General features: G+C 66.8%; 13 protein-coding genes and 2 pseudogenes. 8 read left to right on the plus strand and 7 right to left on the minus strand.

Annotation, left to right across the window (positions count from 1 at the left end; genetic code table 11):
* Positions 1–741: 741 nt before the first annotated feature.
* On the minus strand, positions 742–2,025 hold the full coding sequence (locus tag ACFYWY_RS36270) for an NAD(P)/FAD-dependent oxidoreductase (protein ID WP_389195160.1): 1,284 nt from the start codon (positions 2,023–2,025) through the stop codon (positions 742–744).
* Between the two features lie 399 nt (positions 2,026–2,424).
* Here ACFYWY_RS36270 and ACFYWY_RS36275 point away from each other — a divergent pair.
* A pseudogene (locus tag ACFYWY_RS36275) lies at positions 2,425–2,982 on the plus strand (RNA-guided endonuclease InsQ/TnpB family protein); the annotation flags it as partial.
* Between the two features lie 16 nt (positions 2,983–2,998).
* Here ACFYWY_RS36275 and ACFYWY_RS36280 read toward each other — a convergent pair.
* Entirely contained in the window at positions 2,999–3,142 is a 144-nt protein-coding gene (locus ACFYWY_RS36280) for a hypothetical protein (protein WP_389195163.1), read from the minus strand.
* A 330-nt stretch (positions 3,143–3,472) separates the two neighbouring features.
* Complete coding sequence (gene tnpA, locus ACFYWY_RS36285; RefSeq protein ID WP_389195166.1) at positions 3,473–3,889, minus strand: IS200/IS605 family transposase; 417 nt, start codon at positions 3,887–3,889, stop codon at positions 3,473–3,475.
* Positions 3,890–3,915: 26 nt separating this feature from the next.
* Here tnpA and ACFYWY_RS36290 point away from each other — a divergent pair, with 26 nt between their 5' ends.
* The 4 genes from ACFYWY_RS36290 (at position 3,916) to ACFYWY_RS36305 (ending at position 7,912) form a co-directional block, all read left to right on the plus strand.
* Entirely contained in the window at positions 3,916–5,160 is a 1,245-nt protein-coding gene (locus ACFYWY_RS36290) for an RNA-guided endonuclease InsQ/TnpB family protein (protein WP_389195169.1), read from the plus strand.
* Positions 5,161–5,187: 27 nt separating this feature from the next.
* A complete protein-coding gene (locus ACFYWY_RS36295) occupies positions 5,188–5,391 on the plus strand; it encodes a hypothetical protein (RefSeq protein ID WP_389195172.1) in 204 nt (67 codons plus the stop codon).
* Between the two features lie 214 nt (positions 5,392–5,605).
* Positions 5,606–6,985 carry an FAD-binding oxidoreductase gene (locus ACFYWY_RS36300; RefSeq protein ID WP_389195174.1) on the plus strand — a complete coding sequence of 460 codons (1,380 nt, stop codon included), beginning with the start codon at positions 5,606–5,608 and terminating at the stop codon, positions 6,983–6,985.
* A gap of 429 nt (positions 6,986–7,414) precedes the next feature.
* Positions 7,415–7,912 carry a DoxX family membrane protein gene (locus tag ACFYWY_RS36305; RefSeq protein ID WP_389195177.1) on the plus strand — a complete coding sequence of 166 codons (498 nt, stop codon included), beginning with the start codon at positions 7,415–7,417 and terminating at the stop codon, positions 7,910–7,912.
* 106 nt (positions 7,913–8,018) lie between these two features.
* On the opposite strand, the gene ACFYWY_RS36310 is transcribed toward ACFYWY_RS36305, so the two are convergent.
* Genes ACFYWY_RS36310 through ACFYWY_RS36320 form a run of 3 tightly spaced genes read right to left on the minus strand, consistent with a single transcriptional unit; the run spans position 8,019 to position 9,101 of the window.
* Positions 8,019–8,174, minus strand: a complete 156-nt coding sequence (locus ACFYWY_RS36310; RefSeq protein WP_389195180.1) for a hypothetical protein — start codon at positions 8,172–8,174, stop codon at positions 8,019–8,021.
* A 49-nt stretch (positions 8,175–8,223) separates the two neighbouring features.
* On the minus strand, positions 8,224–8,490 hold the full coding sequence (locus ACFYWY_RS36315; protein WP_389195183.1) for a hypothetical protein: 267 nt from the start codon (positions 8,488–8,490) through the stop codon (positions 8,224–8,226).
* Complete coding sequence (locus ACFYWY_RS36320) at positions 8,487–9,101, minus strand: AAA family ATPase (RefSeq protein WP_389195186.1); 615 nt, start codon at positions 9,099–9,101, stop codon at positions 8,487–8,489. Before ACFYWY_RS36320 ends, ACFYWY_RS36315 begins: the two co-directional genes overlap by 4 nt.
* Positions 9,102–10,184: 1,083 nt before the next feature.
* Here ACFYWY_RS36320 and ACFYWY_RS36325 point away from each other — a divergent pair.
* Together ACFYWY_RS36325 and ACFYWY_RS36330 are read left to right on the plus strand one after the other, a co-directional pair.
* A complete protein-coding gene (locus tag ACFYWY_RS36325; protein ID WP_389195189.1) occupies positions 10,185–10,388 on the plus strand; it encodes a hypothetical protein in 204 nt (67 codons plus the stop codon).
* 189 nt (positions 10,389–10,577) lie between these two features.
* Positions 10,578–12,452: an alpha/beta fold hydrolase gene (locus ACFYWY_RS36330; RefSeq protein WP_389195192.1), complete on the plus strand. Its 1,875-nt coding sequence runs from the start codon at positions 10,578–10,580 to the stop codon at positions 12,450–12,452.
* A gap of 148 nt (positions 12,453–12,600) precedes the next feature.
* Here ACFYWY_RS36330 and ACFYWY_RS36335 read toward each other — a convergent pair whose 3' ends face one another.
* Positions 12,601–13,554, minus strand: a complete 954-nt coding sequence (locus ACFYWY_RS36335) for a sigma-70 family RNA polymerase sigma factor (protein WP_389195195.1) — start codon at positions 13,552–13,554, stop codon at positions 12,601–12,603.
* 196 nt (positions 13,555–13,750) lie between these two features.
* On the opposite strand from ACFYWY_RS36335, the pseudogene ACFYWY_RS36340 reads away from it, so the two are divergent.
* Positions 13,751–13,861 (plus strand): annotated as a pseudogene (locus ACFYWY_RS36340) (helix-turn-helix domain-containing protein); the annotation flags it as partial.
* Positions 13,862–14,325 lie beyond the last annotated feature (464 nt).

The following is a 14,325-nucleotide window of genomic DNA, read 5'->3' on the forward strand; positions in this document are numbered from 1 at the left end:
AGGCTGAAGATGACCCCGCCGGCGTCCGAGAACCCACCCTCGAATGCGGACAGGACCGGCCACACCTTGTCACGCGAAAAGGGTGCATCGACCAGCTGGGCCGATTCCTTGATGGCCGAATAGATCTCTTCCGCCATAATGCCCCCGGACATCAATAACTCCAAGCAGTCGGCGTCGCTAATTCTTTCGCACGAAATTCGTCGAAACTTTAGCAGCCGCCGCTAGAGGATCACTTGAAATGGACTAGCAATAGGGGGTCTCCTTGACGCACGCAGTGCCTCGCGCCGGCACTGCACGGGGTGGAAAAATGGGACCCCTCATGCCCGCCGGCCCTGATCTCTGACAATGTGGCCGTCAACCGGTCATTCGTCGGATCGTCAACGAACGGACGACTGGGGAGTGAGATGAAAACAAATATCCGGCCGACGGCCTGATTCACAAGACTCAGCTCGGATGGAAACTGGAGGACGCATGACCAGCACAGGCATGGAAGGTCTTTACACCGCCGTTTCTCCCGAATATCCATAGGAATCATCGTGAAGCGTGCCGCCGAGCCGGTCGCACCGACGCCGATGAGGTCGCCGTCCACGAACCACGAGCAGGCCCGTGACAGCACCTGGCCGGGCGGGCTGAACACCTCCGCCCCCAGCTCATTCCGGTGGAACGTCGCAGCTCCTGGTGGAGGGGATCCGGGCCGAGATCCCGCAACCACCAGGAGCTGCGTCCTGCTGCTGCCCGGCGTCAGTCCCCGGCGGTGGCCGGAGCCGAGGCGGCCTCATCGATGAGGTCGTCGACGTTGAGCTCGAACAGACCGCCCTGCCGACCGCTGAGCCCGGAGATCAGCTTGACGAAGTCGACCTCGGCGTCGTTCTGCTTATCGGGGTCGATCATGTCCTGGGCCATGTTGAAGTAGAAGCCCTTGGTCTTCGAGCGGTCGTAGAACCCCTCGACGAACTGGCGGATGTCGTGGAAGAAGTCCTGGTACGCCGTGGAGTACCGGTCGAGCGCCTTCTCCTCGATCTCCGGGTGCTGGAGTATCTGGTCGATGACCTTGGACAGCGTGCTGGCCGCCAGGGTCGCGAGCGCGACACCGGTGGAGAACAGCGGGTCGACGAATGCGGCGGCGTCGCCGACCAGGACCCAGCCGTTTCCGTGGAAGTGCTCGTTGGTGTACGACCAGTCGCGCGCGGAGCGGTAGCCTGCGGCCTGGGTCGCGTCCCGGAGGAGATCCTTCAGCTTGGTGGTCTGGGCGATCTCGGACTCGAAGAGGTCCTCGAGAGACTTGTCGGACTCGGTCGCCAGCTCCGAACGGGTCACGTAACCGACGCTGAAGACGCCCTTGTCGATCGGGATGCCCCAGAACCAGCCGTCCTGGGTGCCCTCGATGAGGATGTTGCTCCACTCGTCGCCCGGCAGGCGGTGGCAGTTGTCGAAGTACGTCCACACTGCGACGTTGCGCAGCTGCTCGTTCCAGTTGATCTCGGAGTACTTCCGGCCCAGCACACGGGCCTGCCCGGAGGCGTCGACGACCAGGCGGGCCCGGGCCTCCTGGGTCCCGTTGAGGCCGCGCAGCACGTAGCGGATGCCGACGACACGACCGTCCTCCTCGATGGCCTCCTTCACCGTCGCGTCCTCCACGACGAAGGCACCCAGCTCACGGGCCCGGTCCAGAATCAGCGCGTCCAGGTCGGCACGGCGCGTGTGGAAGGCGTAGGGAATACGACCGCCCGTGGTGAACGAGAAGTTCCACGGAACCTCGTTGTTGCCCCAGACCAGAGTGCCGCCGTACTTACGCTCGAACCCCTTGGCCTCCATGCGCTCCTTCAGGCCGAGCTCCTCCATGGGAACCATCACGCCAGGAATGAGCGACTCGCCGACGTGATACCGGGGGAATCGCTCACGGTCGAGCACGAGAACACGGTGTCCGCGCTTGGAGAGCAGCGCGGCTGTAGTCGCACCGGCGGGTCCGCCACCGATGACGATGACGTCGAAATCGCCAGAAAACCCTAAGAGATTGGACGACATATAAGACCTTCCAGTTCCGATGCGGCCGCACCAGCAATTCGCGTGAAGACCCCCTCCACGCACGCAGAACACGCTTCAAGACCAGAGTGCAGGGAAGCGCCAGGCGGTGTCATCGCCCAGATTGCTCAGTGGAAAATCCGCTGAAACAGGTTCGGGAGAGCGACAGTGTCCCGGTGCGACGGCTCGACCTGGAGCCGTGCTGCAACTGAGCTCGACATTCCATCCCTTGATCTTCGCCGGGAACCCCGGCCTTCAGGCCGGGCGGGAAAGCGATCCTCGGTCCGGAGGCGCGAAGCGCCGGAGTTCCCTGCGTCTGCGGGGTGATGGTCAGGCTGGCCGCTTCTGGTTGTCGATGTAGTCCCTGACAGTGCTCAGCGGTGCGCCGCCGCATGACCCCGCGAGCTCGAAGCCGCGCAGCAGGCCCTGTCCCGGTTTCCGCGCCGTAAGGCCAAGGACCGCACCGCCAACCACCAGCGCGCCGTGGAGAAGGTCGCCGAGCTGCATGGCAAGGTCCGGCGTCAGCGGCTCGACCACGCACACAAGACCGCCCTGGGCCTGGTCCGTGCGCACGACTTCATCGCGCACGAAGACCTCAAGATCCGCAACATGAACAGGGCCCCCGCACCAAAGCCCGACCCCGATCAGTCAGGCGCGTTCTTGCCCAACGGGGCAGCGGCGAAGGCCGGGCTGAACCGTTCGATCGCTGATGCCGGTTGGGGGGTGTTCCTGACGATCCTGCATGCCAAGGCTGAAAGCGCCGGACGGGAAGTGATCGCCGTGGACCCCCGCAACACCTCCCGCACCTGCCCCGAATGCGGGCACACCGCGGAGGAGAACCGGCCCACACAGGAGAAGTTCCACTGCGTCGCCTGCGGCCATACCGCGCAGGCCGACACAGTGGGAGCCACCAACGTATTACGGGCCGGGCTGGTCCGTCGCGACGCCCACCCGGCATAGCGAGAAGCCCCCGGCTTCAGCCGGGGGAGGAGTCACGGCACTCGACTTCACCGAAGGACGGATCAAGGAAATCCACCTCGTCGTCAGCCCGGACAAGTTCGGGCACGCGGATCGTACGGCCGAGACCCATGCCGTCCATCGCGAGGCGAACCGGGCTCACTGAGCACTCTTGCTGACAGCCTGACGTGATCCACATCACTTCGAGGTGGCCCTTGTGCGGGGATGCCGGCCGTGTCACGATTCCGGCACGCCTTTCCTGCCCAAAATCCGTCGCGTGGCCGTGAATTGAGCGCCACGTTCACCAGCCCGTGCAGGCGAGACCGGTTCGATGTCAGGTGTATGGCGCGGTACCGTCCGGACGCTCGCAGGACTTCAAGCAACGGACTTCGCGAACCCCTCATCCGAGCTTTCTCGTTACCGGGACTCTTGCAGAACGCCCCGGCGTTCACGCCGGGGATGAATGCATCTCAGGGCTGCTCTGACGTGCGCCTTAGAGCGGACGTTTTTGCTGCTCGATGTACTGGCGGACGATCGCCAACGGTGCTCCGCCGCAGGATGCCGAGAAGTATGAAGGCGACCAGAGGTGCCCGTGCATGATGGCGCGGTTGATCCGGCCGGTGAACTCCTGCCGTATCCGGCGGGCGGAGACGCCCTTGAGGCTGTTGACCAGCTTCGAGACGGCGACCTTGGGCGGGTAGTGCACCAGGAGGTGGACGTGATCGCGTTCGCCGTTGAACTCCTTCAGCTCTGCCTCGAAGTCCTCACAGACCTTGCGCATGATCTCTTCGCAGCGTGTCAGGATCTCGTCGTTGAACACCCCACGCCGGTACTTCGTCACGAAGACCAAATGCACATGCATCGCTGAAACGACGTGTCTGCCACGCCTGTAGTCGTTCTGCTCATCCATGAGACCAATCGTAGTAGGATCCTTTTGTGCAGCTCCGCTACAACTACCGGGCCTACCCGGACGCCACCCAGCGCCGTACGCTGGCGAGCGCGTTCGGGTGCGCCCGCGTGGTGTGGAACGACTGCCTGCGCGACCGCAAGGAAGCGCACGCGGCAGGACTGCCGTATGTGAAGTCGGCGGACTTGTCCCGGCTTCGCATCACCCAGGCCAAGCGCACCGAGGAACGGGCCTGGCTCGCCGACGTGTCGGCGGTCGTCCTGCAACAGTCTCTGCGGGACCTGGACACCGCCTACAAGAACTTCTTCGACAGTCTCAAGGGCAAGCGGCAGGGCCGGAAGGCCGGGCCGCCCCGGTACAAATCGAAGAAGGACACCCGGCAGTCGATCCGCCTCAACACCAATGCCTTCTCCCTCCAGGCGAACGGCACGGTGTACGTGGCCAAGGTCGGCAGCCTCAAAGTCAAGTGGTCCCGCCGGCTACCGGCCGCACCCACGTCCCTGACCGTCACCAAAGACAGCTCCGGCCGATACTTCCTCAGCTTCGTCGTGGACACCGAGCCGGACATCCTCCCCGGCCTGGAGACCGACGCCGGTCTCGACCTCGGCCTGTCCGCCTTCGCCGTCCTGTCCGACGGCAGCAAGATCGACAGCCCCCGCTTCCTGCGCCGGGCCGAGAAGAAGCTCAAACGCCTTCAGCAGGAGCTGTCCCGCAAGGCCAAGGGATCGAAGAACCGGGCCAAGGCCCGCCTCAAGGTCGCACGCCAGCACGCCAAGGTGGCCAACCGGCGCCGGGACTGGCACCACAAGGCATCCACACAAATCATTCGCGACAACCAAGCGGTGTACGTGGAAGACCTCGCGGTGTCTGGCCTCGGGCGCACCCGGCTCGCCAAGTCCGTGTACGACGCGGGATGGTCCGCGTTCGTCGGCATGCTGGAGTACAAGGCAGTCAAGCACGGCCGCACCTTCGCCAAGGTGGACCGGGCCTTCCCGTCCTCTCAGGTCTGCTCGGCCTGCGGATTCCGGGACGGCCCCAAGCCCCTGCACGTCCGGGAGTGGACGTGCGGCGAGTGCGGCACCATGCACGACCGCGACCACAACGCAGCACGCAACGTCCTCTTCGAAGGACGCCGAATCGTCGCCACCGGACGAGTGGAGACGCTAAACGCCTGTGGAGTGCCGGTAAGACGGGCACACGTGCCCGCACAGCGCGTTGAAGCAGGAAGCCCCCGGAAGGGTCAGACGACCCAGGCCGGAATCCCTGGACTTTAGGGCAGGGAGCACGTCAATGAGTTCCGCGTGCGGCTTCTCGGGTGGCGCTGCCCCGACCTCCCCAACGTCGAACGCGCCGCGGAACTCCTCCTCGAGCGGACCTTCTCGCTCCTGCACCACTTCAAACGCCTGGCCGTCCGCTGGGTAAGACGCCTCGACCTGCACGACGCCCTCGTCTCCCTCGCCTGCGGCCTCATCTGCTGGAGACGCCTCAAGAAGACCCGAGCGTGATCGTGTTACGAGCTCTGGGCTCCCAGTGAATGACCCGCGCCACCTGTCAGTTCTGGTCTCTGGTCCTGGAGGAACGATGCTGAGTAGACGATCCCTTCTTCGCGGTGGTGGCAGCATGGCGCTCGCGGCTGCCGCTGTCGGGTCATCAGTGAGGTCGGCATACGGAAGTGAAGACAAGTGGGGGCAGCTGCGCAGGCATCTGGAGGGAGATGTGGTGCTGCCCTCCGACCAGGCTTACGCCTCTGCCAAGCAAGGCGTTCTGGTGGAGCTCGACAGCGTAAAACCGCAGGGAATCGTCTACTGCGAGACTCCCCGGGACGTGAGTACGGCCATCAAGTTCGCCGGTGACAACGACATCGCGGTACACACCCGCAGCGGCGGCCACAGCCTGGCCGGCTGGTCCACCGGCCAGGGCATGATCCTCGACGTCTCCCGGCTGAACCGTGTCTCGGTCGGCCACCACACGGTGCGGCTCGGCCCCGGGGTGCAGAGCATCGACGCGCTGGCCACGCTCAAGCCCTACAACAGGCAGATAGTCACGGGCACATGCGCCACCATCCGCCAGGGCGGCTATATCTCGGGCGGGGGCATCGGCTTTCAGGTACGGAAGTTCGGGGTCGCGAGTGACCGACTCGTTTCGGCTCGGATGGTCCTCTCGAACGGTCGGATCGTGCGCGCCTCCGAGGGGATGCACTCCGACCTCTTCTGGGCCATACGCGGTGGTGGCGGCGGCAACTTCGGCGTGGCCGTCGACTTCGAGGTACGTCCGGTATCGGCCCCTCGCATGGTGTCCTTCGACACCTTGTGGCCGTGGGACAAGGCCCAGGAGATCATCACGGCCTGGCAGGAGTGGTGCTCCAGCGGCTCGAACAACCTGGGTTCGACCCTGACCGTGCTCCTGTCCGACGGCGCCCCGGGCAAAGTGCCGATTATCAGGATCCACGGCGCCTACCACGGGCCGCTGTCGGAGTTTGAGCAGGCCCTGAACGAACTGGCCGCCGAGGCGGGTGCCACGCCCGGTCTCCGTAACGTCCAGGAGCTTGCGTACGCCGACGCGATGAAGGCCCTCTACGGCTGCGAGCAGTTCACGGTGCAGGAGTGCCACCGCGTCGGCTCGAACCCGGACGCCAAGATCCGGCGCACTCCCTTCCTCAGGGAGCGGACCCGGCTGCTCGACCGTCCCACGGGCAGCTCCGGGGTGGCCGACCTGCTCGCCGCCTTCGAAGCCAGCCGCAGGCCAGGCCACATCACGTACCTGTACTTCACGGCACTTGGCGGAGTCGCCAATGAGGTCCCCCGCGCACAGACCGCGTATGTGCACCGCGGCGCGGAGTTCTTCGTGGCCTGCGCGACCCTGTTGTCCGACGGGCAGCCGCCCGCGGAGGAGGCCGAGGCCGCCATGGTGTGGCCCACCCACGCCTTCAATGTCATCGACCCGCTCTCAAGCGGCGAGTCGTACCTCAACTTTCCCAACCCGGACCTGGGGGACTGGCGGCAGGCGTACTACGCCGAGAACTACTCCCGGCTGGTTTCGGTCAAGCGCCGGTACGACGCGCCGGACTTCTTCCGGCACCCGCAGAGCATCGGCAGCTGAGCCCGGCTCGGGACGGCTTCGGTCCGGCGCGGGGCAGCGCCCGACCGAAGCCCTCCGCAGAGCCGGCCCAGTCGCCGTGTTCCGTTCTCAGCACTCGATGACGTTGACGGCGAGTCCGCCCTGTGCCGTCCGTGCCGAACAATGCCCGGTGGTGCAGCTGGAGTTGCTCGGCCTCGGACAGGTTCCTCGCGCCGAGCGTGATGGCCACGACGAGCTGTTCGAGTTGTCCCCGGGCCGGGACGCCGGCGGCGCAGCTGGTCGGCATACGCCTGGCCGGACTTGGCGCACCAGGCCCCCGTACCGTCTCGTAGGAGACCGTGATCCCAGCCTGACGGTGCCGCCCCTGCCGTATCTCCACCAAGCCTTAAGCAGGACATGAAACCTTCGGGGAAATCAGCCGGAAATGAGATCATGCGGGGAGTCAGGCCCATGCGCGTCTATGGACAGGTCGCTCGCTTCCTTGAGAGTCTCGGTGCATTGTTCGGGATCACGGCACTCCGAATATCCATAGGAGTCATCTTCCTGTGGTTCGGAGTACCCAAGTTTTTCCCGGGGGTCAGCCCGGCGGAAGCGTTGGCGGTGGAAACCGTGGAGAGACTGACGTTCGGGATCATCGAGGGAACGGTTGCTTCCGTCCTGACCGGCGCACTGGAAGCCTTGATCGGGGTACTTTTGATCAGCGGGAAGGCAATTCCTCTGACGACCATGATACTTCTCGGGCACATGGCGGGAACGTTCACTCCTCTTTTCATCTTCCCGAAAGAAACCTGGGAGTCTTTCTGCATCGGCACCCTTGAAGGCCAGTACATTCTCAAGAACCTGGTGATCGTGGCGGCTGCTCTTGTCATTGTTGGTCACGCGAAGTCACGGAGCCGGCCTGTGCCTGCCGAGAACCCCGTCCGCGCAAGTCAAGGGGCAGGCTGGTAGTAGTCGTGAAGGGTGCCGCCGAGTCGGTCGTGTCGTCGTACGTCCGGCAACATCGCCGCCTGCGCGTGCGAGGTCAGCTTCCGCCAGGGCTCGCGGTCTCACACCTTCAGGTGCCCATCAGCTCCTCCAGCCAGGAAACCAGCGCATCGGGGACGGCGAGGGCGGCACGATGGGTGACCACGAAGCTCCCTTGCTCCGGGCGGCAGTTGGCACTGTCGCAACGGACAAGGAGCTTCTTGCGCCAGCCTGCAAGGGCAACCACTGAAGCGCCTGCCGCTGCCCCTTCGGGCGCCGTACGACGCCCTGGGCCTCTACGGCCCCGTAGGTCGGGCGCCGCCCATGGACCGGGGCACGGCTGCGGCGCTGCCGGTCAAGGTGCGCAGAACGGTCGTGCCGGCGAGTACCAGCGCTGAGACCGGCAGACTGGCCCATCGCGTCAGGTCTCGCTGCAGGTCCGGGTCCACTTCGATGGTCATCCGGACGTATCTGATGTTCAGCGTGATGATTTTGGAGGACGGGGCGGCGATGTCCCTTCCGCGCTGCAATGCCGCGCGGTACCTGTCCTTGCGCTCCTTCATGCCTCTTCCTGACGCTTGATGAGTTCATCGGCGAGGTCCATGTACGCCGACCCTTTGGCCAGCACCGGACTTCCGAACGACTGGGCGTACAACTCGAGCCGCGCGATCTGGGTGTCCAGCACCAGGAACCCCCACTCGGTGAGCGCCTCACGAGCGTCGGCATCGGGGCCGGTGCGTGTGGCGTCGGGACGATTGGTCCGGTTCAGCAGGACGGCAGTGCGGGCCGGCTCGGCGCGCAGGGACTGGACGTCGTCCATCTCGGAGCGGATGGGTGCCATCCGGTCCAGTTCGATGGGAGCGGGCGTCACCGGGACGATCCACGCACTCGCGTACCTCATGATGCTGCGGGCGATGCGAGGATGGTCCTCCAACTGCGGCGCATCGAGCACCACAGCCTGCCGATTGCCCAGGAAGTCGTTCACGCGGCGGTGCACGTCACCCACCGGCAAGGCGATGACGGGAAACGGAAAGCCGTCGGCCAATTCGCTCCAGCGCAGTGCGGAGGCGGCTGGGTCGCCGTCGACCAGAAGCGGCGAGTAGCCCGACTCGTGAAGCGCGTGGGCCAGCCATACGGCACTGGTCGTCTTGCCGACACCAGGCTTAAGATTCACAAAGGCAAAGCTCAGCGGCATGGGAGCCAACCATAACGGGAATGATCGACCGGATGGGCTCGACGCGAGTGGGAAGCTCCATCGTTCACTCGCAAGCAGTCAGGAACCGCTCTTCGGCCGGTGGTCGAGCCGCACGTGGAGTGCCGCCCAGCAGGCCGAGGCGAGCTGTGCAGGGTCCGATTCACGGTCGTGGCGCCCGCACGTGGGAGGACCTGGACCAGGTGCTGAGCCGCAGCCAGGACGGGCGGCACGATGCCGGCACGGCCAAGACGGAGACAGACCCCGAAAGCGCCCGGAGTGGCCCTTCCGCGTGGGCGACGTCGTAAGTGACGGCATCCGATGCCGGGTTGGCGAAGTGAATGCCATCGATGGTGACGACCTGGAGTTCGTCCGGCCTTCGGGGCTGACGTGGTGGGCGTCGAAGTATCACGGTCGTCAGGCCGGTCGGCGGGAGCGCGAGACTCTGGAAACGAACCGGACGCTGAGGCTCAAGGCCGCCTCGGCACGCCCGTCGCGGCCTGCTTCGAGCGCGGAGGCCCAACGGTGAGGCACTTCTACGACACCGCCGCCCGCTTCACAGGCGTACTGCTGATCATCACCATCAGTCGCTCGGTCGGTTTCGTGCGCGGCGCGGCGCGAGCCGGAGTAGGGGAGGTAGCCAGATGCAGTGTCCACACTGCGGGGCGTCTGCCCAGCAGGGCCCGACGGGAGGCTGGCTGTGCGGCAACTGCGGATGGCAAAACGGCATGGCTTCGGGGCCGGTAGCCTGCGCAGCATGGCCCAGCTTCCGGAACCCGCACCGACCGAGATCACGGAAACTGATTGTCGCCAGTGCGGCACTCGAATCGCCGGTCTTGACGGCCGGTACGCGTGCCCCCTGTGCGGCTGGGTGAACGGTCACAGCGAGGGCCATCGCCCGCTGCCCCCGGCGAGCGATGACCCGGACGGCCCAGCCAACAGGTAGCGCGCAGCGCCTCTCCCTCTGCCCCCCCTGCCGGGAGAGTGGCGCTGAGCACAGAAGGCGGCCCCCCGCCCCGTTGGCAGCGGGGGGCCGCCTTCTTACCGGCAGTCAACGGCGTTCCGATGGAGCGGGTGCTTCTCACCCGCGAGCAGACCCTGGCCTTCGAACTGCCCGCAGCCGAGGGGAAGCGGGACGACCCGCACTGGCCGGCCTTTGCCCTGCGCCGGGCCTTCGATATCGACAGTCCGGTCCAGTGGGAGGTCGAAGCCCTCGAACCGGCCGGGCTCCAGTGCCTGGTGCTCGACGTCGGTGGAGCAGGCCGGTGACTACAAGGCCCGGTTCAGCGTATTGACACGCCCAGGTGGCGGGTCCGTGCATGACCCCATTGGACGTGTCGGAGTGCGGTGCACGTGCGGCCTTTGCAGCATGGCGTCTGACGACCGTCCAACCAGGCGGTGACGAGCTCGATCGGTGCCGGGTGTGTGTCGCCACCGGTACCGATTTGAAGGGACGACATGCCTATACGCAACAGGCACACGGCCCGCACAGCTGCCGCAGCCGCCATGTGCCTGACCAGTCTGACGGTGCTGTGCGCAGCCCCGGCCCACGGTACGTCCGGTGCGGCCGCCCCCCGCCAGAAGCCCGCAGACCGGGAGGGCGGCCCCCCGCCCAGCAGCCGCCCACAGCCTGATCTGTCGCCGGGACAGACGGCCGGTGAGTCCACGCCCGCAAGCTCGAAGCCTGCCACGCACACCGTCGCCTCCGGGGACACGTTGTGGGACATCGCCCAGCAGACCCTCGGCAACGCACTGCGGTGGGACCGCGTCTTCACCCTCAACCGGCAGACCCTCGAGGACGAGGCCCGTCGGCACGGATACGCCTCCAGTGGCCGGGGCCACTGGATCTTTCCCGGAACCGTGCTCGCCCTTCCCCAGAGCCCGACCGCGCAGCCGCGGCCGTCGTCGCGGTTCGTGCCCGCTCCGTGCCCGACCAGGCCCGAAGAATTGGCGGACGCCCGCTGCGGGTTCCTCGTCGTACCGGAAAACCGGGCCCGCCCCTTCACGCGGAACCTTCGCCTGGCCGTTGCGATCGTCCCCTCGGTGTCGCCGAGGCCACACCCCGATCCGATCGTGTTCTTCGCCGGCGGACCCGGCGCGGACGCCATCGGGGACATTCCGCAACTCACCGAGGCCCATCTGAACCGTGACCGCGATCTGGTCGTCATGTCCCAGCGCGGGACGCTCTCGTCCCAGCCGGCGCTGACGTGTCCTGAGATCGACCGGTTCTACCGGCAGCGCGTCCACCTGCTCTATGACGCTCCCTCCACCGGGCGCAGCTATGCCCAGGCGGCGGCCCGGTGCCGCGATCGCCTGACAGCCCAGGGAGTCGACGTCGCGGCTTACAACACCAGCGAGAGTGCCGCCGACGTGGCGGATCTGCGCAGGGCACTGGGAATCCGACGGTGGAATGTCTTTTCGCATTCCTACGGGACGGAATTGGCGCTCACCTACATGCGCATGTTTCCGGAAGGAATCCGCTCCGTGACCCTCGACGGCGTCGTACCGCCGTCCGTGGCGACGCCCGGGTGGACGTGGAGCAGCGTGAAGGAGTCGTTCGACAACATCCTGAAGTCCTGCGCGGCCCAGTCCTCTTGCCGGCAGCGCTACCCGAACCTCGGTGCCACCTTCCTGCGCCTGGTGCGTCAGCTGGAGGCCCATCCGGTCACCACGAACGTGACGGTGGCGCAGGCCGGGATGGTGAAGGTAGTGCTCGACGGTGGGGCGCTGCTGAACTGGATGGTCCGTGCCAGTCACGAAGCCGCCGTCTTCCCGTTGGCCGTCGATGAGTTGGCCCACGGCCGCCCCCGGCGCATCGCCGAGCAGTGGGCGGCCATGCGTCTTCCTGGCACGGAAGGGGTGTTCGCTCACGGGTTGTCGCTGAGCGTGTGGTGCAGCGAATGGGTTCCGTACGAGACCCCCCGCGAACAGCTTGCCCACGGGCTGCGCGCCTTTCCCGGCGTCCCCCACTCCGTCCTGGCCCAGCCGCCCCAGCTGGCGTTCCTGCGCCAGGCGTGCCAGGCCTGGGACGTCCCGAAGGCACCCGCCGCCGTTCGTGCGATCACGCGGAGCAGCATCCCAACCCTGGCCGTCTCCGGAAGTTTCGACGCCCAGACCGGGGCTGGGTGGGGGCGCTACGCTGCCCGGACGCTTTCCCGCTCCACGGTGGTGACCCTGGCCGGTCTCGCCCACGGGACGTTCATCAATCCGTGCGCGGCACAGGTGATCACCTCCTTCTACGACGACCCCGAGGACCCCGACACCGGGTGCGTGGCCTCGGTGAAACCGGCGCCGTTCGTCATCGGCCGTACGGGAGCCGGTACCCGTGAATGAGACTCTCTCGTCGGCCGTCTGCGACACCGTGCACCCGTGCTGCCGGAACCTCCCGGCCCCGCACAGTGGTCTCACCGCGGCTTTCTGAAGGCAGCGGCCGCGGTGGGCTGCAGCGCGGGCGCTGCGCCCGGCCGCGGCCGGCGTCGGGTCACCACTGGGTGATGAGCGGCGTGTCCGGTTCGTGCTGCCGCCAGGCTTCGTTGAGGCGGGCGAGGCGGGTGGGGGCGGCGATGCCGCGCACGGTTGCGATCTTGCCGTTGGTGATGTCGAACGCCACGGCGCCGACGACCTGGTCGCCGAGCACGAAGAGGATGGCGGGGGCGCCGTTGACGAGCGCGTAGTGGATGGCGGGCGTGCCGCCGAGAAGTCGCCGTTTCGCGGGTGTGGGTTTGAAGCCAGCCTGTGCGACGGCGGCGATGCGCTGCGGAGTGTCGTACTGCAGCAGCGTCTCGGTCAGGCCGGCGCCGTCGGAGATCGCGGTCGCGTCGTCGGTGAGCAGCGCCACCAGCCGTTCGGTGCGGCCCGAGGAGGCAGCGGCGAGGAATTCTTCGACGATCCTGCGGGCGGATGCCGGGTCGACTTCGCCGTCGCGGCGGCGCGCGGCGGTGATGCGGCGCCGGGCCCGGTGGAGGTGCTGCTGGCTTCCGGACTCGGTGATGTCGAGGATCTCGGCGATCTCGGCGTGGCTGTAGGAGAACGCTTCGCGCAGGAGATAGACGGCCCGCTCGAGGGGTGACAGGCGCTCCATGAGAGTCAGCACGGCCAGGGAGACCGATTCGCGCTGCTCGAAAGTGTCGGCCGGGCCGAGCATCGGGTCGCCGTCGAGGAGCGGTTCGGGCAGCCAGGCGCCGACGGTGCGTTCGCGGCGGGCTTGTGCCGAGCGGAGCCGGTCGAGGCACAGGTTGGTGACGACCTTGGTCAGCCATGCTTCCGGCACCTTGATCCGCTGCCGGTCGGCGGCCTGCCAGTGCAGGAACGCATCCTGCACGGCGTCTTCGGCGTCTGCGGCGGAGCCCAGCAGCCGGTACGCCAGCGAGGCCAGCCGGTTCCGGCTGGCCTCGAACCGACTGGTGTCGAAGCGATCAGTGGCGGTGCTGTTCACGCGGGCCACCCTAGTGCTGAATTCCTCTTTCGCTGGGTATATGTGCTGGTGGCGGGGTGTGTCGGTTGCTCGGGGGGCGGGTGCTGGACGGTGGTGCTGCGGGCACGGCCGAGCCGTGACGAGGACGAAGAAACGGGTCGTGCGTCGACTGTCGCGAGCGCCTAAGGCGGCGCGTGATCTGGTAGTGCGGGCAGGGATGGTCGAGCTGAGCTGGTCCGGGCAGCGAGTGCCGACCATCGCGGATGAGCTCAGGTGCAGCCCCAAGACGGTCCGCCGCTGGTTGCACCGCTTCAGCCGCCTGGGCCTGAACGGGCTGGAGGACCTGGGTGGACAGGGCCGCAAACGGCGGATCACCGAGGCGGAACGCTCAAGAAGTACTGGCCTGGTCAGGCAGTCGCCTCCAGGCTGGCTGATGGTGCAGGCCGATGGAGAACTGGCCGCGGCGGATGAGTCCAGGCCGCCGGAGTGGACCCTGGATGCGCCGGCCGCCGACGCCAGACGGCTGGGCATCGAGATCGGCCGCAGCCAGGTCTTGGCTTCAGGAGCATCCCAGGATCCGGCACGTCTTCGTTCCCGTCGGTGCCTGCTGGCTCAGCCTCCAGGAGGGCTGGTGGCGCATCTTGCGCAAGGCCGCCCTCGCAGGCCAGTCCTTCGCCGGGCCACCCGAGATCGACCAAGCCGCACGCCTCGCGACATCCCAGCTCAACGCTCGCGCCCGGCCCTGGATACGGGGAAGAGCCGCACCACCGACCCGCGTGCTACGGCGCCGAT

This window comes from Streptomyces sp. NPDC002870 (genome assembly GCF_042888505.1).
Lineage (GTDB): Bacteria > Actinomycetota > Actinomycetes > Streptomycetales > Streptomycetaceae > Streptomyces.

What these genes read in the sequence shown, in the direction of transcription:
- ACFYWY_RS36270 (WP_389195160.1), bottom strand. Translation starts at nt 2,025, where the DNA reads ATGTCGTCCAATCTCTTAGGGTTTTCTGGCGATTTCGACGTCATCGTC.
- ACFYWY_RS36330 (WP_389195192.1), top strand. Translation starts at nt 10,578, where the DNA reads ATGCCTATACGCAACAGGCACACGGCCCGCACAGCTGCCGCAGCCGCC.
- ACFYWY_RS36305 (WP_389195177.1), top strand. Translation starts at nt 7,415, where the DNA reads ATGCGCGTCTATGGACAGGTCGCTCGCTTCCTTGAGAGTCTCGGTGCA.
- ACFYWY_RS36315 (WP_389195183.1), bottom strand. Translation starts at nt 8,490, where the DNA reads ATGAAGGAGCGCAAGGACAGGTACCGCGCGGCATTGCAGCGCGGAAGG.
- tnpA (WP_389195166.1), bottom strand. Translation starts at nt 3,889, where the DNA reads ATGGATGAGCAGAACGACTACAGGCGTGGCAGACACGTCGTTTCAGCG.
- ACFYWY_RS36325 (WP_389195189.1), top strand. Translation starts at nt 10,185, where the DNA reads ATGGAGCGGGTGCTTCTCACCCGCGAGCAGACCCTGGCCTTCGAACTG.